The 20228-nt window shown below is 38.5% G+C and carries 14 protein-coding genes, 5 pseudogenes and 1 other annotated feature; of the genes and pseudogenes, 11 read left to right on the top strand and 8 right to left on the bottom strand.

Annotated elements, in window-relative coordinates; genetic code table 11:
* Positions 1 to 12: 12 nt before the first annotated feature.
* The 3 genes and pseudogenes from FTV27_RS17280 to FTV27_RS16110 all read left to right on the top strand — a co-directional run bounded on the left by FTV27_RS17280 (position 13) and on the right by FTV27_RS16110 (position 1910).
* Positions 13 to 633 (top strand): hypothetical protein, encoded by a 621-nt coding sequence (locus FTV27_RS17280; RefSeq protein ID WP_257230046.1) that lies wholly within the window; start codon positions 13 to 15, stop codon positions 631 to 633.
* 93 nt (positions 634 to 726) lie between these two features.
* Positions 727 to 1137 (top strand): annotated as a pseudogene (locus FTV27_RS17275) (guanosine-3',5'-bis(diphosphate) 3'-pyrophosphohydrolase); the annotation flags it as partial.
* A 371-nt stretch (positions 1138 to 1508) separates the two neighbouring features.
* Positions 1509 to 1910 (top strand): hypothetical protein, encoded by a 402-nt coding sequence (locus tag FTV27_RS16110; protein WP_180079285.1) that lies wholly within the window; start codon positions 1509 to 1511, stop codon positions 1908 to 1910.
* Between the two features lie 939 nt (positions 1911 to 2849).
* On the opposite strand, the gene FTV27_RS16105 is transcribed toward FTV27_RS16110, so the two are convergent.
* From FTV27_RS16105 to FTV27_RS16095, 3 genes are all read right to left on the bottom strand, one after another.
* Entirely contained in the window at positions 2850 to 4562 is a 1713-nt protein-coding gene (locus tag FTV27_RS16105) for an electron transfer flavoprotein-ubiquinone oxidoreductase (RefSeq protein ID WP_180079284.1), read from the bottom strand.
* Positions 4563 to 4685: 123 nt separating this feature from the next.
* On the bottom strand, positions 4686 to 5927 hold the full coding sequence (locus FTV27_RS16100) for an MFS transporter (protein ID WP_180079283.1): 1242 nt from the start codon (positions 5925 to 5927) through the stop codon (positions 4686 to 4688).
* Positions 5928 to 5988: 61 nt separating this feature from the next.
* Positions 5989 to 7143 carry an acyl-CoA dehydrogenase family protein gene (locus FTV27_RS16095; RefSeq protein ID WP_180079282.1) on the bottom strand — a complete coding sequence of 385 codons (1155 nt, stop codon included), beginning with the start codon at positions 7141 to 7143 and terminating at the stop codon, positions 5989 to 5991.
* 303 nt (positions 7144 to 7446) lie between these two features.
* Between FTV27_RS16095 and FTV27_RS16090 the strand changes: the two genes are divergently transcribed.
* The 5 genes from FTV27_RS16090 to FTV27_RS16070 all read left to right on the top strand — a co-directional run bounded on the left by FTV27_RS16090 (position 7447) and on the right by FTV27_RS16070 (position 13180).
* The gene (locus FTV27_RS16090) at positions 7447 to 8226 is read left to right on the top strand and encodes an enoyl-CoA hydratase (RefSeq protein ID WP_121523745.1); all 780 of its coding nucleotides are present in this window, start codon (positions 7447 to 7449) and stop codon (positions 8224 to 8226) included.
* Between the two features lie 3 nt (positions 8227 to 8229).
* Entirely contained in the window at positions 8230 to 9747 is a 1518-nt protein-coding gene (locus tag FTV27_RS16085; RefSeq protein ID WP_180079281.1) for a 3-hydroxyacyl-CoA dehydrogenase, read from the top strand.
* Positions 9748 to 9767: 20 nt separating this feature from the next.
* Positions 9768 to 10970: a 3-oxoadipyl-CoA thiolase gene (locus FTV27_RS16080; RefSeq protein ID WP_121523749.1), complete on the top strand. Its 1203-nt coding sequence runs from the start codon at positions 9768 to 9770 to the stop codon at positions 10968 to 10970.
* A 13-nt stretch (positions 10971 to 10983) separates the two neighbouring features.
* Complete coding sequence (locus tag FTV27_RS16075; protein ID WP_121523751.1) at positions 10984 to 12201, top strand: CaiB/BaiF CoA-transferase family protein; 1218 nt, start codon at positions 10984 to 10986, stop codon at positions 12199 to 12201.
* 133 nt (positions 12202 to 12334) lie between these two features.
* Positions 12335 to 13180 carry an IclR family transcriptional regulator gene (locus FTV27_RS16070; protein WP_121523753.1) on the top strand — a complete coding sequence of 282 codons (846 nt, stop codon included), beginning with the start codon at positions 12335 to 12337 and terminating at the stop codon, positions 13178 to 13180.
* 59 nt (positions 13181 to 13239) lie between these two features.
* Here the strand turns inward: FTV27_RS16070 and FTV27_RS16065 are convergent.
* Both FTV27_RS16065 and FTV27_RS16060 read right to left on the bottom strand, forming a co-directional pair.
* Positions 13240 to 13437: pseudogene (locus tag FTV27_RS16065) on the bottom strand (IS5/IS1182 family transposase); the annotation flags it as partial.
* A gap of 36 nt (positions 13438 to 13473) precedes the next feature.
* Complete coding sequence (locus tag FTV27_RS16060; protein ID WP_180079280.1) at positions 13474 to 14460, bottom strand: IS110 family transposase; 987 nt, start codon at positions 14458 to 14460, stop codon at positions 13474 to 13476.
* A 237-nt stretch (positions 14461 to 14697) separates the two neighbouring features.
* On the opposite strand from FTV27_RS16060, the pseudogene FTV27_RS16055 reads away from it, so the two are divergent.
* Positions 14698 to 15149: pseudogene (locus FTV27_RS16055) on the top strand (IS3 family transposase); the annotation flags it as partial.
* Positions 14856 to 14972: a sequence feature (AL1L pseudoknot), on the top strand. (Overlaps the previous pseudogene by 117 nt.)
* Positions 15150 to 15168: 19 nt before the next feature.
* On the opposite strand, the pseudogene FTV27_RS16050 reads toward FTV27_RS16055, so the two are convergent.
* Positions 15169 to 15405 (bottom strand): annotated as a pseudogene (locus tag FTV27_RS16050) (transposase domain-containing protein); the annotation flags it as partial.
* Between the two features lie 366 nt (positions 15406 to 15771).
* On the opposite strand from FTV27_RS16050, the gene FTV27_RS16045 reads away from it, so the two are divergent.
* Positions 15772 to 16983 carry an integrase arm-type DNA-binding domain-containing protein gene (locus tag FTV27_RS16045; RefSeq protein WP_180079279.1) on the top strand — a complete coding sequence of 404 codons (1212 nt, stop codon included), beginning with the start codon at positions 15772 to 15774 and terminating at the stop codon, positions 16981 to 16983.
* A gap of 15 nt (positions 16984 to 16998) precedes the next feature.
* Here FTV27_RS16045 and FTV27_RS16040 read toward each other — a convergent pair whose 3' ends face one another.
* Together FTV27_RS16040 and FTV27_RS16035 are read right to left on the bottom strand one after the other, a co-directional pair.
* A complete protein-coding gene (locus tag FTV27_RS16040) occupies positions 16999 to 17277 on the bottom strand; it encodes a helix-turn-helix domain-containing protein (protein WP_004871362.1) in 279 nt (92 codons plus the stop codon).
* Positions 17270 to 18574, bottom strand: coding sequence for a type II toxin-antitoxin system HipA family toxin (locus FTV27_RS16035; RefSeq protein ID WP_180079278.1), 1305 nt, complete (start codon positions 18572 to 18574; stop codon positions 17270 to 17272). The genes FTV27_RS16040 and FTV27_RS16035 overlap by 8 nt, the downstream gene beginning before the upstream one ends.
* A 140-nt stretch (positions 18575 to 18714) precedes the next feature.
* Here FTV27_RS16035 and FTV27_RS16030 point away from each other — a divergent pair.
* Positions 18715 to 19645, top strand: a pseudogene (locus FTV27_RS16030) (IS5 family transposase).
* The last annotated feature ends 583 nt before the right edge of the window (positions 19646 to 20228 follow it).

The following is a 20228-nucleotide window of genomic DNA, read 5'->3' as shown; positions in this document are numbered from 1 at the left end:
AAAGTCGTTTGAATGATTTCTTCTTGGTCTACGTGCCATAAAATACTCCATATATTGATGTTTATAACATCATTTGGGGAGCAAAATATCACTTATAAGTGTTGTTCAAATTTCCTGATCCACCTCTATATCCTTCCAGTCTTCACCCGTAAAGTCGAAATCGCAGCTGCTTTATTTGGCTTAAAATATACGTTTGAACAGCTGAGTCTGCATTATTCAAATGCTAATGAAAAAGAAAATGGACAATTGTTTTTTTGGGTGAAACAACCCAAGGTTTGTGAAGATTCAGTCTTTAATCAAAATATTCTAAAAATTTGTCACTACTTTCAAATCACATCGAAATGTCTACTCAGCATTCAAGATGAGGGCGCCAATATTAGACTTTACGTCAACAAAGAACCTTCACAAACAACCGTTAAAGTGAAAGAGGCTGCAGAATGGTTAATGACTTTATTCTGGGATAAATTTCAAAATGAATCTCTAGAAACATTTGTTATCACTCCGGCAAATGAATATGTAGCCGTAGCTGAACCACAAACCAATATGGGCAGAATGGCAAGGAAGTTGAAAGCTGATCAGCTTGTAAAAGAATTAGATTTAACCCAGATAAATTTGCCTAATGAGACGACATAAATTGACGTAATAGCTATGATTGAACTTTATTTATTTGCTGTAATTGATTAATATAATTGAATAAAATTTGATTAAATATAAAGGGAATATCATATCGCTACTTTAGAAAAAGCAATTTCCTTGGCAACTGAACGGCATTTGGGGCAAATAGATAAAGCAGGGCAACCCTACATCCATCACCCCTTGCGTGTCATGCAAAATGTACAACATCCTGATGCCAAAATTGTCGCTGTTCTGCATGATATTTTGGAAGATACAGCAACATCGGTAACTGATTTAAGATCACTAGGGTTTGATGAAAATATTATTCATGCAGTTTTAGCCGTCACAAAACAAGATGGTGAAAGTCGTTTTCAGGCAGTGCAAAGAACAGTAAAAAATCCGATTGCTTGCGAAGTTAAACTTGCAGATTTACGTGACAATATGGATTTATCGCGCCTGCCTAAAATATCTGCCAAAGATTTGATTCGCTATAAACAATATCAAAAGGTTCAGAAAATACTAAAAGAGGCTTATGCAATTCATCAGCATATAAATACTTTAGATCTGGATTCTGAATATCCAGAGTTTGAATACGGCAGTATGCAGTTTAATTTTCAATATCTACTGAATGTTCTATTTGATCAATTACATCCAATGGGTGGAAACCAAATTGGTAGTCCTGAGGAATGGTGGATTTTATTCGAAGATGCAAGTGAGTATTTTGCCTACTGTAAGCGTAAAAAATTAAAACCTTTTCTAAAACATTTTATTCAATTATTTAATTCGACTGATCGTAATTTTTTTGGCAGTTCATTCCAAACACCGGAAGATCAAGATATCTTGATGGAAATCTACAATAATGTTCTTGGTCATCATTTTAAGAAGGATATCGTATGATTTTGAAAGAGGACTTAATGATTGATGGATTGCACTACATACTCAAATTTGATCATTATAGTTTTTCCTTTTCTTTAAATAGACCACCCCGTGCCAGAGTCCAAATCAATTACCGTAAACATCCTGAATTAGCCCTATTTAGAGATGATCCCATATATGAAGATATCAACTTGAATTTACCTGCCATGAAAGTTTTTAATGCGATTAGTCAGAGAGTTGAGGAGCTTATTTATAAGCATGGGATTCATTATTGGTCTTTTAGTGCGACCTCAACTAAAAAAGCGAATGTCTACGAAAAACTTTTAAAGCGATGGATGACTCGGAACACCATGGCTTTTAAATATGATCGTGTGGGAAATGATTTTTATGTATATGTAGATAACAATTTTAATGAGTAACATTGCCAAAATATAGAGAATTTGATGCTGATATTGATTAAAAATTCTTGAAGATCTAGAAAGTATAGATGTAGATGCACACAATCCAGATCTTTGGCAAAGCCATATAGTTTGGCATTTGGAGTATATTCAAAAACTTGGACAAGCATTTAAGCCTCTTATGAGCGAAGCTCATCAGGTTGAACCGTACCGGGATTGTCGGAGACTTTTTATTTAAGTTAGGCCACCTGACCTAATAGGTTAATCTTATCATAGTACATTGCTTCAAACTCAGAAGAGGCTAGTAAGTTCTCTTCTTTATGGGATTGTAAACTGGCATAAAAAGCAACTTGAATTGAGTTGGTTTTCTCAATCAATATATAAACTAAAGATTACAGTAGTAATCTTTAGTTTGTTAATACATGGCGAATTCAAACGTGAGGTACGACATTAAAGCTTGATGAAAATAAACAAACTTTATTATCGCTTATTGTAAAAAATCGGAATTCTATAATTTATAAGCCTTTTATAGTATGTTGTGGCGGTTATTACGGCTTTTAATTTGAGTAATATCCAACTAAATATTTTAGTTGTAGTTAGTTTCTTACTTTTGTAAAAAATGGGGTAAAGATTTTTTAAATTAAAGATATTGTTAGCTTTGACTCCAACTCTCAATACCGATTTTTTATTTGTAGATCTGCTAAATAGGTATCAAAGAATTAATTTACTTGATATGGATATAGATAAAATAAGTCCACAGAATTTATGAGTTAAAAAATAAAGAATTTACTGATTTATTTTTTAATCCCAGCTCTCTAGAGAACTGGGATTACCTAAAAAATTAAAAATGCAGAGTTAATTCATAACTTCGACATGTGCGGGTATTCGTTCTAACGCAAACATACACCAAATAATGTATTTGGTGTATGTGATGCATTCCTTCGCAAAACTATCTGAACATTACATGTTCGGATAATTCGGACCACCACCGCCTTCAGGCGTTACCCAAGTGATATTCTGAGATGGATCTTTGATGTCACACGTTTTACAGTGTACACAGTTTGCCGCGTTAATTTGGAAACGCTTAGAACCGTCATTCTCTTCCATAATTTCATAAACACCAGCAGGGCAATAGCGCTGAGCAGGCTCATCCCATTTTGGTAAGTTCACATTTACAGGAATAGAAGCATCTGTCAGTTTCAAGTGCGCAGGTTGGTTTTCTTCATGAACAGTATTCGATACAAATACTGAAGACAAACGGTCAAATGTAATTTTACCATCTGGTTTTGGATAATTCGGTTTGAAGTTCGCAGCATCGACAGTTTTTAAAGCGCTGAAGTCTGGCTGTAAGTCATGTAGTGTAAATGGCACTTTAAAGATGTTTTGATCAACAAAGTTGAACGCACCACCCATCCATTGACCAAACTTATGCATAGCAGGGCCGAAGTTACGAGAGTTATATAACTCTTCTTTCAACCAGCTGTTGTTGAACTTGTCTGTGTAAGCAGTCAATTCTTTAGCGAAGAAGTCTTCACCTTCAGTCACACGTGCAATGGCAAGGTCACCACCTTTTTCCACACCCGCAGCAATCGCTTCAAATACTGCTTCACCGCACAGCATGCCTGATTTCATTGCTGTATGAGAGCCTTTGATTTTAGCAAAGTTCAGGAAACCTGCGTCATCACCAATTAAGCTACCACCTGGGAAAGTGAATTTAGGTAGTGAGTTGAAGCCACCTTTTACAACCGCACGTGCGCCATAAGAAATACGCTTACCACCCTCAAGATATTGCTTGATCAGTGGATGTGTTTTCCAGCGCTGCATTTCCATAAATGGATACATGTGTGGATTGGTGTATGACAAGTCAACGATCATACCCAAAGTCACTTGGTTGTTTTCAGCGTGGTATAACCACCAACCGCCTGAAGAACCTGTTTCATTTAAAGGCCAACCTGCACCGTGCATCACCAAACCTGGCTTGTGTTTAGCAGGATCGATTTCCCAAAGTTCTTTAATACCAATACCGTAATGTTGCGGATCAGCATCTTTATCTAAATTGAATTGAGCAATCAGACGTTTACCCAAGTGACCACGACAGCCTTCAGCAAATAATGTGTATTTGGCATGCAGTTCATAGCCAGGAGTAAAGTTATGCGTTGGTTCGCCATCTTTACCAATGCCCATGTCACCAGTCTGAATACCTTTCACAGTACCATCTTCATGGTAAAGGATTTCAGACGCGGCAAAGCCTGGGAAAATAGACACTTCTAATTCTTCAGCTTTAGCGCCCAACCAACGAACCACGTTACCTAACGAAATAACATAGTTGCCATCGTTATGCATGGTTTTAGGCACCATCCAATGCGGTGCTTCTTGTGATTTTTCATCAGACAATAAGAAATAGGTTTTGTCTTCAGTGACAGGCACATTTAACGGTGCGCCTTGTTCTTTCCAATCTGGGAACAATTCATTCATCGCGCGAGGTTCGAGCACAGCACCTGATAGAATATGCGCACCCACTTCGGAGCCCTTTTCCACGACACAAACGGACAGATCGTTTAGGTTATTTTCAATTGCAAGTTGACGAATTTTAATCGCAGCAGATAGGCCGGCAGGACCTGCACCGACGATAACTACGTCAAACTCCATCGATTCTCTAGTTAAATCTTCCATAATTCTGAAACCTAATTTCGCTTAGCGGTATTATATCATTAGTGTGCACTTTTTTGAAGCGCGATCATGGCAAAGTGTTCATAAAAAAGCCTCATATAGAGGCTTCTTTTAGTCACTTAAGTCTTAAGATTTTTGAGGGTCATATTGTTTTTCTTTGATGAACAGCGCAGGGATCACACCACAGATGAAGTATGCTGCGCCCATTACAAGGAAACCAAGACCAATCGAACCACCACTTGCTAAATAACCGATTGCAGCAGGTGCAATTGCAGCACCTAAACGACCTACATTATATGCACCACCGATCGCTGTACCACGTACATTGGTTGCAAAGCTTTCAGTCATATATGTTGCATTTACGCCATATGGAATACCATATAAGAAGCCGAAAATTACAAGTAAATATAAGATGTTTTCTGGTGAGTTATAAAAGACGATGAGTGGTAGGAAAATCGCTGTACCAATTGCACCAAATGCATAGGTAAAACGACGTCCAAGTTTGTCTGCCATATAGCCTGCAAGAATTTTACCCAAGATCATTGCGGTATATGTACCCACCATATATGCCGTCATTTCCTTGAATTTCATACCTAATTCACTTTCAAGATATGATGGCATCCAGTTATTTACACCATAGTAACCGAATTGCAAGAAACCTGCTGTTAATGCCCAAAGGATGAACATATTGCGGTTACGTTTGTCTTGGAAAATTAGTTTCCATGTCGATTGTTCGTTAGTATTGGATACTTCAACTTTCTTAAAGCGGTTTTCTTGCCATACAGCTGGTTCAGGAACCATGTAATGCATCATGATTGCCAAAATAATAGGCAAAGCAGCAACATAGAACAGCATTCGCCAACCGTGGTCTGGAATGAGCCAACCAGCTAGTAATGTTGCAACAATATAACCGACTGTCCAACCTGCTTGAAGTGTGCCTAAAACGGTTGTACGGAACTTGGTTGGAACGTATTCCGCCATTAACGTGTTACATGCGATATATAAAGAGCCTAACCCTAATGATGCAAAGAAACGTAATGCACCAAACTCTAAGAATGAGTTTGTAAAACCTAAGCCACAAGTCAGTGTAGAAAATAATAAAATTGAGATAACAACAATGCGCACACGTCCAAATTTATCGCATGCCCATCCACCAAAAATACCACCAATTGCCATACCAGCAAGGGTGAATGTACCCAACATACCTGCCTCTACAGGAGTTAAGCCAAATTCAGCTTTGATACTATTTAAGCTGTAAGACAGCAGCATTAAATCAGCACCATCAACCAATAACGCAAGGAATGCGAATATAAAAGCAACTTTCCATGTGTTAGGACCGATTTTTGAGATCGAATTCTTGATCGTCATAATCCTTTACCTTCATAAAAAAAAGCTGGGCCGCAAGGAGATGTTGACCCAGCCAAAACGGTTACTGGGTAACTTCACGTATCATGTTACGCGCAATAATCACTTGTTGAATTTGAGTTGTACCTTCGTACAAGCGGAATAAACGGACGTCACGGTAGAAGCGTTCAATTGCATATTCATTGATATAGCCAGCACCGCCATGAATTTGCACGCCGCGGTCAGCCACACGACCACACATTTCAGTTGCAAACATTTTTGCGCAAGAGGCTTCCGTACTTACATTTTGACCCGCATCACGGCGACGAGCTGCATCTAGAACCATGCATTTTGCAGCATAAATTTCAGCTTTTGAGTCTGCAAGCATGCCCTGAATTAGCTGGAAATTTGCAATGGCTTGACCAAATTGTTTGCGTTCAACGGCATATTGAAGTGAGTCATCCAGCATGCGTGTTGCAGCGCCAACGCTTAAGGCAGCAATATGAATACGGCCTTTATCTAAAACCTTCATCGCTGTTTTAAATCCAACACCCTCTACACCGCCAATAAGAGCTGAGGCTGGAATACGGCAGTTTTCAAAGATTACGTCACAAGTATGCGCCCCTTTTTGGCCCATTTTTTTATCACGCTTGCCCAATGAAATGCCAGGTAATTTGCTGTCCACAATAAATGCAGAAATTGCTGCAGCACCTTTAAGCTCTGTATTGGTACGCGCCATCACTGTAAATACGCCAGCATGTGGAGCATTGGTAATAAAGCGTTTAGTACCGTTTAAAATGTACTCATCGCCATCTTTAACCGCTGTTGTTTTAAGTGAAGCTGCATCTGAACCAGAGTCAGGTTCTGTTAAGCAGAAAGAACCAATAATTTCGCCACTTGCTAGTTTTGGCAGGAAATATTGTTTTTGTTCTTCAGTACCATCAATGATGAGGCCTGATGCACCAATACCATTATTTGTACCAATTAATGAGCGGAAAGCAGGAGAGGTACGGCCCAATTCAAAAGCGATGTAAACCTCTTCTTCCATGGTTAAGCCAAGGCCTTCATATTCTTCAGGAATAGTTAAACCAAATAAGCCTAGCTCTTTCATTTGCTGGACGATTTCTGCTGGAATTTCGTCAGTTTCGGCAACAATTTCTTCATTTGGTATTAATGCGCCTTCAACAAATTGTCGAATCATATCAACCAATTGGTCTAAGGTTTCCTGATCACGAACCATGATCTCACTCCATATTTAGGATATTTAACTTGAACCGCAAATCAACACGGTGATCAAGATCTACACAAAACGATTTAGGCGGATATTAATCAAAAGCAAAACTCGAATCAATATATACGAAAGTATATTTCGCACAGCGGTATTTTATATTTTGTGTGGTTTTTATTTTAAATATCTGTTTTAGAATGTTATTTAAAAATTACATGGCACTATAAAAAAATTAATTCGTCAAATTTAGAATTTACAAAGCCATTAAAAGATGTATATTGTGTATTAAATACCGCTGTGCGAAATGAGATAATTATGGAAAGCACCCCAATATTGAATATTAGCCTTCAGGAAGATGGCGTTGCCGTTGTTCAATTGCATCGTCCAGAAGCGCGTAATGCTTTAAACCTAGAATTGCGCCAAGCGCTGTCAGAGACTTTTCAAGATTTAAGTCAAAATGATGCTGTGCGCGCGATTGTCATTACTGGTGGTGACAAGGTTTTTGCTGCAGGTGCAGATATCAAAGATTTTACAACTGCAACGACTGCGCAGATGTACTTACGTCATACAGAGCAATATTGGCAAAGCTTGGTAGATTGCCCTAAACCGATTATTGCTGCTGTAAATGGCTATGCATTGGGCGGTGGCTGTGAGTTGGCCATGCATGCAGACATCATTATTGCAGGTCAATCGGCAAAATTTGGTCAGCCAGAAGTCAAATTAGGCTTAATGCCTGGCGCTGGCGGTACACAGCGTTTACTGCGTGCTATTGGCAAATTTCAAACCATGTTGCTGGTGCTTTCAGGCAAGTTTATTTCCGCAGAAGAAGCTAATCGTATGGGCTTAGTATCAGAGGTTGTGGAGGATGAGCAAACAATTTCACATGCAATTGCATTAGCAAAAACCATCGCAAGTTTTTCACCAATTGCTGTGCAGCAAATTAAAGAAGTCACGAACCTTGGGCAGGATCAATCGCTGCAAGGCGCGTTGGCGCTTGAGCGTAAAGCATTCCAAATTTTATTTGATACCAAAGACCAAAAAGAAGGCGTAAATGCTTTCTTTGAAAAGCGTCCTGCGCAATACACTGGAGAATAAGACATGAGCATTCAATCTATGGCGCTCATAGGCACAGGTGTGATGGGCATGGGCATTGCGCAAATTGCAGCGCAAGCAGGACTCGAGGTGCGTTTGTTTGATGCCAAAGCAGGTGCTGCCGAAGCAGGTTTAAATAAACTGAAAAGTACATTACAAAAACTACAAGCGAAGGGTAAGTTTAGCGAAGAGGCTTTAAATGAAACTTTAGCTCGCTTTAAAGTTCTAGACAGTATTGAGCAAGTTGCTGGCGTGGACATGGTAATTGAGGCCATCATCGAGAATCTAGAGATTAAGCAAAATTTGTTTAAACAGCTAGAAACGATTGTATCGAGCGACACAATTTTAGCGACAAATACATCATCACTTTCGGTAACCGCAATTGCATCAAACCTTGAGCATCAAGACCGTATGGCAGGATTTCATTTTTTTAACCCTGTTCCATTAATGAAAATTGTGGAAGTGATTGCAGGCTTAGCGACTGAAGAAACAGTCGTCGCTGATTTGCTGGAACTGGCACAGCGTATGGGGCACTTTGGTGTCCGTACGAAAGATACGCCTGGATTTATTGTCAATCATGCTGGCCGTGCCTATGGAACTGAAGCGTTAAAAGCATTAGGCGAGGGCGTTGCCAGTATTTCGGAAATTGACCGTATTTTACGTGAAGGCGCTGGTTTTAGAATGGGACCGTTAGAACTTTTTGATTTAACCGCACTTGATGTATCTCATCCAGTCATGGAGTCGATTTTTAATCAATTTTACCAAGAAGACAGATACCGTCCGCATGCATTAACACGTCAAATGCTGGCAGGTAAAAAGGTTGGCCGTAAAGTTGGAGAGGGCTTCTATAAATATCAAGATGGCCAAAAAACCAATGAAGAGCCAATTCAAACTGTTCCTGCAATTACGGTATTCAGCCCAGTCTGGATTAAAGCGGATTGTGAACAAGATGCGGCGATTTTACGTGACTACTTAAACGAAAATGGTTTCATTATTGATGCTGCAGAAAAGCCTGCAGTCGACAGCTTAATTGTTTTAGCAACATACGGTGAGGATACGACCACAGCAGCATTGCGCTTTGGCGTGGACGCAACACGGGCTGTCAGTATTGATTTACTAACGGACTTTACTAAGCACCGTACTTTAATGCCTTCGATTGTTACACAAAAATCGTATGTAGATCAGGCGCATGCAATCTTTGCTAAAAATGATCATGGCGTAACTGTAATTGCTGAAAGTATAGGTTTTGTGTCGCAACGTGTTTTAGCTATGGTTGTGAACTTGGCGTGCGATATTGCACAGCAGCAAATTGCAACAGCATCGGATATTGATAAGGCCGTCAAACTTGGTTTGGGCTATCCGCATGGACCGATCTCTTGGGGAGATGTGCTAGGTGCACAGCGTATTTTACTTATTTTAGAGCGTATTTTAGCCAATACAGGCGATCAGCGTTATCGTCCAAGTCCTTGGTTGAAGCGTCGTGCTCAATTAAATATCTCATTACTTCACACTGCAGCGGTTTAAACGAATATAAGGATACTTTCATGTTAAATGCATTTATTTATGATGGATTACGTACACCATTTGGTCGTCATGCAGGTGACTTAGCAACAATTCGTCCTGATAACTTGGCTGCTGGAGTTATTCAGGCATTAATTGAAAAACATAATTTAGCGAATAATATTTACGATGATGTGATTTTGGGTAATACCAATCAGGCGGGTGAAGATAGTCGAAATATTGCACGTCATGCGGCTTTGCTAGCAGGTTTAGATGTAAAAACGCCAGCTCAGACGGTAAACCGTTTATGTGCTTCTGGTTTAGCAGCTGTGATTGATGCTGCGCGTGCGATCAGCTGCGGTGAGGGTGAAATTATCATTGCTGGCGGTGTGGAGTCTATGTCCCGCGCGCCATTTGTATTTGCAAAGTCTGAAAAAGCTTTTGGCCGTGATTTTAAAGTGTTTGACTCAGCCATTGGTGCACGTTTTCCAAACCCTGCAATAGAAAAGCAATTTGGTGATGACACCATGCCAAAAACGGGTGATAACGTTGCAGTTGAATATGGTGTTAGCCGTGAAGATGCAGATACATTTGCGGCAGCTTCACAAGCAAAATATGAATCTGCGCGTAACGATGGTTTCTTCGAAGGCGAAATTAGCCCAGTTGAAGTTGCTCAAGGTCGCAAATTACCGCCTAAATTAGTAGCAGTTGATGAGCATCCACGTCCTTCGTCTAATATGGAAGCGTTGCAAAAACTGAAACCATTGTTTGCAGATGGTGTGGTGACTGCGGGCAATGCATCTGGTGTTAATGATGGTGCAGCCGCACTGATTATTGGTTCAGCAGAAGCAGAACAGACCTTAGGCTTTAAGCCGATTGCTAAAATTTTATCGTCAGGCGCAGCTGGTATTGAACCGCGTATTATGGGTGCTGGCCCAGTAGATGCAATTAAACTTGCATTAAAACGTGCCCATTTAACTTTAGATGATATGGACATTATTGAGATTAATGAAGCTTTTGCATCTCAAGTTTTAGCTTGCTTAAAAGGTTTAAATGTATCTTTGGATGATTCTCGCGTCAATCCAAATGGCGGTGCAATTGCTGTCGGTCATCCATTGGGTGCATCGGGTGCGCGTTTGGCCTTGAGTACAGCACGTGAATTAAAACGTCGTGGTCAAAAGTATGCCGTGATCAGTTTATGTATTGGTGTGGGACAAGGTCTCGCAATGGTTATTGAAAGCGTATAAGTAGGAAAAACACATGGGTGCATTAGAGGGTATTCGCGTACTTGATTTAAGTCGCGTACTAGCAGGTCCGTGGTGTGGTCAAATCTTTGCAGATTTAGGCGCAGAAGTAATAAAAGTGGAACGTCCAAAAACGGGTGATGACACCCGCATGTGGGGTCCGCCTTGGATGAAAAATGACAAAGGCGAAGATACACGTGAAGCTGCTTACTACCAGTCTGCTAACCGTAATAAAATGTCAATTGCCATTGATATTGCCTCACCTGAAGGTCAGGAATTAGTCCGTGCTTTAGCGGCAGAATCAGATGTATTAATTGAGAATTATAAAGCTGGTTCTTTGAAAAAATACGGTTTAGATTACGAAACTTTAAAAGAGATTAATCCGCGTTTAGTTTATTGCTCAATTACTGGCTTTGGACAAACAGGTCCACGTGCACCTGAACCAGGTTATGATTTTATCGTGCAGGGTATGGGCGGTTTAATGTCTGTGACTGGTGAGAAAGATGACCTACCTGGCGGTGGCCCGCAAAAAGTAGGCGTTGCATTTGCTGATTTAACCACTGGTTTATATTCAACAATTGCGATTCAGGCAGCATTGCTTAATCGTCATATTACAGGTTTAGGGCAGCATGTAGATATGGCATTGCTGGACGTGCAAGTAGCTTTACTTGCTAACCAAGGCATGAATTACTTAGCTTCAGGCAAAGTGCCGGGACGTTATGGTAATGCACATGCGAATATTGTTCCTTATCAGGTGTTTAGAGCTAAAGATCAAGACTTTATTATTGCATGTGGTAATGACAAGCAGTTTGTTGCTTTAAGTCAAGCGATTGGTTTGCCTGAATTGCCTGAAGATCCACGCTTTACAACAAATGCCTTACGTATTAAACATCGTCAAGAAATTGGTGATTTGCTAGCAGCGCATTTTTTAAGTGGTACTGCAAAACACTGGGTAGAGGCGATTCATGCCGTGCAAGTTCCAGTAGGTTTGATTAATAACCTTGAGCAAGCATTCCAAGAACCGCAAGTTCAAGCACGTAATATGTTGATTGAAATGGAGCATCCATTAAAGGACAAATTACAAGTGATAGGTTCACCGATTAAGTTGTCACGAACGCCGGTTGAGTATAAAAAAGCGCCACCAATGCTTGGTGAACATACGGATGAGATTTTATCGCGTGTGGTGAGTGCTGAGCAGCTAAAAGACTTAAAAGAAAAAGGAATTATCGCTTAGAGCTATTTTTTTATTATTTAAAGTTTAGAAAAAACAGCAACTTTTTATCAAAGTTGCTGTTTTGCTATATAGGTATTAACTATATTATAATTTCGCAATGCGGTACGCTTATTGAATATTTAGAGATTTTTGAATGACAGACGGTACAGATTTGCAGCAAGAAGAAAAATTGTTGGCTCCTTTGCGCCACGAACTTTTGCATCCAATTGAAGACATGCAAGAGGAAAATGATCGTCAATACATTACTGCGCTTGCGCGCGGATTAGAATTATTACGCTGTTTTACACCTAAGCATCAGCATTTGGGTAATCTGGAACTGTCGCAGATGACTGGCCTTCCAAAACCAACCATTACACGATTAACGCATACATTGTCACGTTTAGGTTATTTAAAACAGGTTCCAAATTCAAGCAAATATCAGCTCTCTGTTGGGGTTTTGTCCTTTGGCTATTCAATGCTTTCGAATGTGTCGATCCGTTCGATTGCACATCATTATATGAAAGAACTGGCTGACTATGCAGAGGCTGCTGTTGCCATGGCGACCCGTGACCGCTTGAATATGATTTATCTAGATGTAGTGCAGGGTAAAGGCAATGTCACAATGCGCCGTCAAGTGGGAACCTATTTACCCATTCACCTCAGTTCGGTTGGCCGTGCTTGTTTAGCAGCTATGCCTGAAGATGAACGTGAATTTTTGCTAGATGCCATTCGCTCAAAGCATAAAGACGAGTGGATTAAAATTAAGCGTGATTTAGATCAATCCTTTAAAGATTATCAAGATTTTGGCTATTGCTTTTCGGTTGGTGAGTGGCATAAAGATGTAAATTCTGTTGCTGTGCCATATTTTCATGAACAGCATGGCTTATTGGTCTTTAACTGTGGTGGGCCAAGTTTTATTTTAGGCCGTGAAAAATTGGAGGATGAAATTGCGCCAAGGTTATTACACATGGTGAATAACATTCGTAATGAAGTAGGTTAATTTCATAGGGCTTTATTGCACAAATATTCAAAATTAAAATCTCCCATACCTACTCATATTTAAGTGACAACTTGGGTATGAGGGCGACCTAATTCTGTGAATTTATTTAAGACAGCTATGCGTGCATGAATCTCATTCACTTGACTATCAAAATTTCTTGAGCAGAGTTTATCGCCTAGTAATTTAATACAATGCATCTTGGTTTCAACCAGACTTCGCCGATGATAGCCTGACCATTTTTTCCAGAGTGTCCTGCCTGAGATACCGTCTTGGTAGTCAATCAGGTTTTGAGATTATTCGACCAATAAATAATCTCTTTGATAGGCAGTCTGATGTTTTAAAACGCCATAACACAGATGTATAAGCTTGCGCATTGCAGCACCTAAAGCACACATTTTATTTTTACCCTGGCTTAATAATCGTTGATATAAAGCTTCAATGTGTGGATTATATTTAATCGCTGTTAATGCTGACATATACAATACTGAGCGTATTTTACTGTCACCTGCTTTTGATAAGTGACTTTGCTTGTTGACTGAACTGCCAGACAACTGATGTACTGGAACCAAACCTACATATGCAGCAGCTTGACTTGCTTTTTCAAACTTGTGCGAATGAAATAACCCCAACAGTAATAAGCCTGATCGTTCACCGATTGAAGGAATAGTTTGCAGTAATTTCAAATCCTGTTTCAATGTTGGATCTTGATCTATGTGATCATTTATTAACTTATCAATATGTTCAAGTTGCTGATTTAAATACTCAATATTTTTTTCAAGTAATTTAATCACAACAACAGAGGTATGAGTGGACTGTGCCTTTTCAAGTCGATTCTTTTCCTGCAATAGACTACCTAGATAGACATCTCGTCTGCCTAGTAAAGCTTTTAATAATCTGACATTTTTAGGTTCAGGCTGCCATATGATTAACTTTGCGGTGTAACCATAACGTGAAAGAGCTTCACTATCAGCTTTATCCGTTTTATTTAGCATGGACATGCCTTTGGCAAAGGCTCTTACTCGTGAAGGATTAGCCACACAAACCTTTACACCTGCATCATATAGATAATATCCCAAATTCTCATGATAAACCGAAGTCGCTTCCATGATTGCTGTCACTTGATCAGGTTCAATTTTAAGAGTGATGAGCCATTTGAGCAGACTACCAAAGCCACTTTCTGTATTAGTAAATATTTTATTTTTTCTTTTTCCAGTCAAACCTTGAGGGAAAATGCAACAATCTATTTTGGTTTTACTGACATCAATACCTAGCATAATCATGGTGATATTCCTTGAGTTTAAGCTATGCTTTTTATCCCATTAACCATCATCTTACCTTGTGAATACAGCATCAAAGTGCTTAGTTACCGTTCAGAGTTGTATGAGGGATAAGGGCAAATTGTAGGTTTTATCTCAGGTTCAAATTTAAGATTTTAGCAGCATTCCAAACTCTACAATTTGCGTATAGTGGTAGCTAATCACTATATCAATCAAGATACAAGCAGCATGCTGCGCAAGGGTTGTACTCCTGAAACATTGCGTGTTTGGTATTTAAAGCATATGGATCAACTAAATCCTGCCAAAGTACAACAGATATCTGACCAAGAAAAAATGAAGCAAATGGAACGTGAAATTAAAGAATTAAAACGTGCCAATGAAATTCTACGTAAAGCAGCCGCTTTTTTCGCCCAGGCGGAGCTCGACCGCCCACACAAATAATGGTGGATTTTATCCAGAACAATAAAGATCGATATGGTGTTGAAGCGATTTGTAGAATTTTACCGATTGCAGCTTCGACCTATTATCGGGCTTTAGATCTCGTTGATAACCCAGAACATCGAGCGAAACGTGCTCTGCATGATTTACATCATGCAGAGCAAATCAAACGTATTTGGAAAGAAAGTTTAGGTCGATATGGTGTGCGTAAGGTCTGGCAACAATTGAAACGTGAAGGTTACGTAAGCGTCCGCTGAACCCCATGCCTATTTTTTAATTTGAGTTGGATTTCCAGCGATGTGGCAGTAATTCTTCTATTTGGGTCGCTTTATGCGTCGGCAGCCTTTTCAGCACATCACTTAAATAGGCATATGGATCCAAGCCATTCAGCTTTGCTGACTGGATTAAAGTCATGATATTGGCAGCTCGTTGGCCGCTGCGCAGCGAGCCAGCAAACAGCCAGTTCTTACGTCCCAATGCCCAGGGGCGCATCTGATTCTCAACCCAATGTTAGCGGCAGTGTAAAAATGACCCCCTTGGTGACATATTCAGCTCCTACAAAATTCAATAGTAGCTGAAGATCGACTTAATGCGACAGAACAGAAATATTGCCTCAAATAATTAAGGTTCGGTTACTAGGTCTGTAAAATAAACCCATTGCAGAATAGTGTTTAACTATCACTGATTTTTGTTGCTTAATACAGATTTTAACAGTGGTTACTTTTTTGGTTACTACAATGTGGAATATCACAATAATATTTATAAAAAACATATATATAAATATTTATGTGATGCGTAATATACGCATCACATAATAATGCTTATTTTTGATATAATTAAGATAATGGGGATCATTATGCTGGTTTATAAAAATTTATGAGTCTTACGGAAACACAAGTACGAAAGTCATATCCAAAAGAAAAAATTTACTTTTTAGCTGATGATGATGGTTTAAGCTTAAAAGTCGATCCTAATGGAAAAAAATCTTGGAGTTATCGATATTCAGTTTCAGAAACGGGTAAAAGACCACGAGTCACTCTAGGTACATATCCTGAGATGAATCTCAAAGAGGCTAGAGTGGCCAGAGACTCCTATAAGGCAACTAAATTTTCTACACAAAATTTAGTTCAGGAGAAAATTCAAACTTTTAAAGTTGTTTGTGAAGAATGGTTAGAGTTTAAAACAAATAATTCATTTAAAGATCAACCACGTGGTGGTATAATCCAATTGGCGAATGCATGTTTAATAAATGACATTTATCCCGTTATTGGTGATATAGATTTTAGTAAAATTAAAAGAACTGATTTAGTTAAGGTAATTAAGCAGATTGAAAATAGGGGAGTTAAGGAACCTGTAAAAAAAGCGTATAGCTATTTAAATCAAATCTATGATTTTGCAGTTGCAATGGGATACTGTGATTATAATCAAGCTTATGGTCTAAATAAAATATTATTGAAAGGGAAATTAAAGAAAAATTATCCCTATTTAAAAGATGAAGAAATTTCTAATTTTATTCTTAGAATAACTCAACTAAATACAGATCCGATTATAAAAAAAGCAATCCTATTTAAATTATATACTGGAGTCAGGGGGGCAGAGTTATTGTCTGCAGAACCTCATCATTTTGATTTTGATAACAATCTTTGGAAAATACCTGCTTTACATATCAAGCAATATCGTCGAAAAGTGATAGCAGGTTATGATATTCCTGATTTTTTAGTTCCATTATCATCGCAAGCGGTGAGCATTGTTAGATCTGCACTAGAGTGGTCACAAGGCGATCGTTATGTTTTTGCCAGCCCAAAAATTAAAGATAAGCCATTGCATTTTAACACAATAAATTCAGCCATTCGTAAGATGGGATACAAAAAAAATGAGCTATCCTCACACGGTTTAAGATCAACATTCAGTACTATTTTAAATGATTCTGGCTTATTTCAAGATAGTTGGATTGAGGCTCAGCTTTCACATGTAGATAAGAATAAAACACGTGCTAGTTATAACCATGCAGATTATATTCAACAAAGAGCTGATCTGATGCAGTGGTGGGGTGACTATTTAGAAAATAAATCAAAATCTAGTTTATAGGTAATTTAAATTAAACTATTTTGATTTAATAATAAATTTTAAACCAAATGCATTTAACAACTTATTTATAGAATCTAATGTTGGATTACTATCAGGTTGCTCCATTTTCTGTAAAGTCTGTGGTGCTATTTTAGTAATTTTACTCATTTCATTTAATGTTAAATGTAGTTCTTTTCTAATGTATGATGCAATCTGGTAAATTTGCCACTCAGGATTGTTATTTATATTTTCTAAGACTTGTAAGCGTTTATTCATTTGCTCGATTGCCGTCATAGGCTTATAACGTTTATCCATTAGAAAGCTCCTGAATCTGTTGGCATATATTCAATATACGATGATGACTATTTTGTAGAATCTCATCATCTATATTTATTTTTTTCATTTCATCGAGCAAATTTTCATACAGTGGCAATTGTTGAATCATTGTATGTTTAATTTCAGTTGAATCTATTCCTGTACATTCTTCTATTTGCGTTATGACAGATCCCCATATAGGCATTCCTCCATGGTCATCTTTTTCCCAACGTGTAGTACGTGCAATTCCGTCAGGATGAAGCCACATTGGTGCAAAATCGAAGAGGGGTGTTAATTGAATTGTACCGTCATTTAAACGTTGAATTGCGGTATTACGGGTATGATTGTCTTTATTTCCTAATGCAACATTAGCGATATCTCGTTTCAAATATTCAAAAATTTCAGCTTTTGATGATGAGCAACATTCCATGATCAATGTACAGATTTGATTATGTGTCATTTTAACGCCGAAGCCAGCTTTACCACTTAAAGAGGCTAGACTTTCTTGTGCAATTCTTTCGACTTTACCATTGATAATTTGGCGATCAAAACGTGGAATAAATAGCGCTCTCTGGTGAAGTTCCAAGTCCTTGAACACTCTTAGACCTAAATACCGAGCTATTTTCATGTAAGTTGCTTCATGTAACAGTATTTTTTCCAGTTTTTGATCATTTCCACGACTAAATTTAACTAGCCAATGCTTTGCTGCTAGTTCATCTGGAAGACTGTGATCTAAATAAAACAGACCATCATATCCTTGTGTTAGTAATAGTTTAGGCCATTCACCTTGAACACCTGAAGAACCAGCAACAAATAAGCCATATGATGCAAGTGACTCAATGAAATCTTCTTTCCTTTCAATTATTTCGCTTAGGCTAAATCCACGAGGTTTCACTGTCGGAAAATGATCTTGAAGCCAGTCATAAGCTTCTTTAATTCGTAGATTACCAATAGGATTACCTGCCCCAGATTTCAGTAGGGGCCAATCAGCTTGTTCTTCTGCATTAATTGAAAAACCCAGCTGATTTAAAAGCTCCTTTCGCCCATAACCTTGAGGTAGCAAGTCCATGAGAAATGCTGGCCATTGGTTTTCTAAGTTATTTTGTACATTGACTGGAAATTGGAATGATAGAGCATGACCATCCCTTAAATCCATATGTTCAATAGCATATTCAAATAAGTATGACGTTCGTGTAGATGCTCTCCAGCCCTGCTCTTGATTAGCAATTAATTCAACGATAGCGCAATCTTGCCATTCGTTATTTTGAAAAATTTGAAGTGTGCAATATTGATTCATATATGTATTAAAATAAAATATTAGTTTCTATTTTTGGCTATATTTACTTATTATAGTAGATATATATTAAATTTCCTACTCTAATTGGCTTTGTTGCACAAACCTATCTGTAAAGGCTTTTTCAGCGATATAATTTTCAAATGAAGAAGCCTACACAAAATCTATCGCACAACCAATTGGCCCGCATATAACCGAGCACTCATGAGTCGCGGAAATATTGCCATTTGGTTTGATCCTGCTACGCAATGGTATGCTCCATCAAAAGGCAAATAAGGGCGAAATCAGACCTACTCCGACGCAGCTATCCAATGCTGCTTAATGATTAAATCCTTATTCCGTCTATCTTTACGTATGGTCACTGGCTTTGTGCAAAGTCTGATTAAACTTTGTGGATTAAATTGGACCGCACCAGATTACAGTACGCTTTGTAGAAGACAAAAGCATATTGATATTGCAATCAGCTACCAAAAAAGTAGCGATGGGCTGCATCTACTCATAGACTCTACAGGCATGAAGTTTCTAGGTGAGGGCGAATGGAAACGCAAGAAACATGGACCTGAATATCGTCGCCAATGGCGTAAACTTCATATTGGTATAGATGCTGAAACCCTTCAAATACGCGCCATTCAACTCACTACAAATAATGTGAGTGATTCACAAGTGCTTGGTGATTTACTCAATCAGATTCCAAAAGATGAGCAGATTGAATCTGTTTATACCGATGGAGCTTATGACACCAAGCAATGCCGTCAGGTCATTGCAGATCGGCAAGCGCACGCGGTGATTCCACCTAGAAAAAATGCGAAACCATGGAAAGATAGAAAGATCAGCTCGCTAGCACGAAATGAATTACTTCGAACAGTTAAACGTTTAGGCAGGACATTATGGAAAAAATGGTCCGGCTATCATTGCCGAAGTTTGGTCGAAACTAAGATGCATTGCATCAAATTATTGGGGGATAAACTCAATGCAAGAAAATTTGATAGCCAAGTCAATGAAATTCATGCACGTGTAGCAGTCCTCAACAGATTTATGGAATTAGGTCGACCACTTACCCAAGTTACGCCTTAAATTTGGCTCAATTAGGGGGCTTTGTATTTCAAATCTTTGTGCAACAAAGCCGTTTTGATGTAATTTAAGGCAGGGTAGGGTACTTTGATTTTTGGTCACTAATATTAGTATGATAATCAACATACAAATGCTTAATTTAAACCTAGTTTACTGTTTGGTATAATTATTCATAATGAGGCTAGGAGGGGGCGCCTAGATTTAAGCTACTATTTCTGTTTGGTCTTTTGGCGCAAGACTTACAAATAGACGCTTTCTACTTTTCACTTGTCCAAGGTGAAGTGTGCAAAAATCGTAATGATGATTAAATACTTGGGTCTATGCAAAAACATCAGATTTCAATTTGACGACTCAAGCATTCATTGCCGCCATAGTAATCCAATATGTCAGCAAGATTTATTGTGTAAAGGATCATTGGATGTGTTCATATTGAATCAATCTTATTTAGGAATAAATGCATTCTCTGTACACGACAAAAATAGATAACTCATTGAAATAATGTCACAATAATTGTTTTCTAACGACGAATACTATGACACATCTCAATGAGTTATATCTTATCTTAAACAAATCTCTAAAATGGAAC

The sequence above is a fragment of the Acinetobacter sp. YH12251 genome, assembly GCF_013417465.1.
Classification (GTDB): Bacteria; Pseudomonadota; Gammaproteobacteria; order Pseudomonadales; family Moraxellaceae; genus Acinetobacter; species Acinetobacter amyesii.
This window is presented reverse-complemented; position numbering and strand designations above follow the sequence as displayed.

What these genes read in the sequence shown, in the direction of transcription:
- FTV27_RS17280 (WP_257230046.1), top strand. Translation starts at nt 13, where the DNA reads ATGATTTCTTCTTGGTCTACGTGCCATAAAATACTCCATATATTGATG.
- FTV27_RS16110 (WP_180079285.1), top strand. Translation starts at nt 1,509, where the DNA reads ATGATTTTGAAAGAGGACTTAATGATTGATGGATTGCACTACATACTC.
- FTV27_RS16105 (WP_180079284.1), bottom strand. Translation starts at nt 4,562, where the DNA reads ATGGAAGATTTAACTAGAGAATCGATGGAGTTTGACGTAGTTATCGTC.
- FTV27_RS16100 (WP_180079283.1), bottom strand. Translation starts at nt 5,927, where the DNA reads ATGACGATCAAGAATTCGATCTCAAAAATCGGTCCTAACACATGGAAA.
- FTV27_RS16095 (WP_180079282.1), bottom strand. Translation starts at nt 7,143, where the DNA reads ATGGTTCGTGATCAGGAAACCTTAGACCAATTGGTTGATATGATTCGA.
- FTV27_RS16090 (WP_121523745.1), top strand. Translation starts at nt 7,447, where the DNA reads ATGGAAAGCACCCCAATATTGAATATTAGCCTTCAGGAAGATGGCGTT.
- FTV27_RS16085 (WP_180079281.1), top strand. Translation starts at nt 8,230, where the DNA reads ATGAGCATTCAATCTATGGCGCTCATAGGCACAGGTGTGATGGGCATG.
- FTV27_RS16080 (WP_121523749.1), top strand. Translation starts at nt 9,768, where the DNA reads ATGTTAAATGCATTTATTTATGATGGATTACGTACACCATTTGGTCGT.
- FTV27_RS16075 (WP_121523751.1), top strand. Translation starts at nt 10,984, where the DNA reads ATGGGTGCATTAGAGGGTATTCGCGTACTTGATTTAAGTCGCGTACTA.
- FTV27_RS16070 (WP_121523753.1), top strand. Translation starts at nt 12,335, where the DNA reads ATGACAGACGGTACAGATTTGCAGCAAGAAGAAAAATTGTTGGCTCCT.
- FTV27_RS16060 (WP_180079280.1), bottom strand. Translation starts at nt 14,460, where the DNA reads ATGATTATGCTAGGTATTGATGTCAGTAAAACCAAAATAGATTGTTGC.
- FTV27_RS16045 (WP_180079279.1), top strand. Translation starts at nt 15,772, where the DNA reads ATGAGTCTTACGGAAACACAAGTACGAAAGTCATATCCAAAAGAAAAA.
- FTV27_RS16040 (WP_004871362.1), bottom strand. Translation starts at nt 17,277, where the DNA reads ATGGATAAACGTTATAAGCCTATGACGGCAATCGAGCAAATGAATAAA.
- FTV27_RS16035 (WP_180079278.1), bottom strand. Translation starts at nt 18,574, where the DNA reads ATGAATCAATATTGCACACTTCAAATTTTTCAAAATAACGAATGGCAA.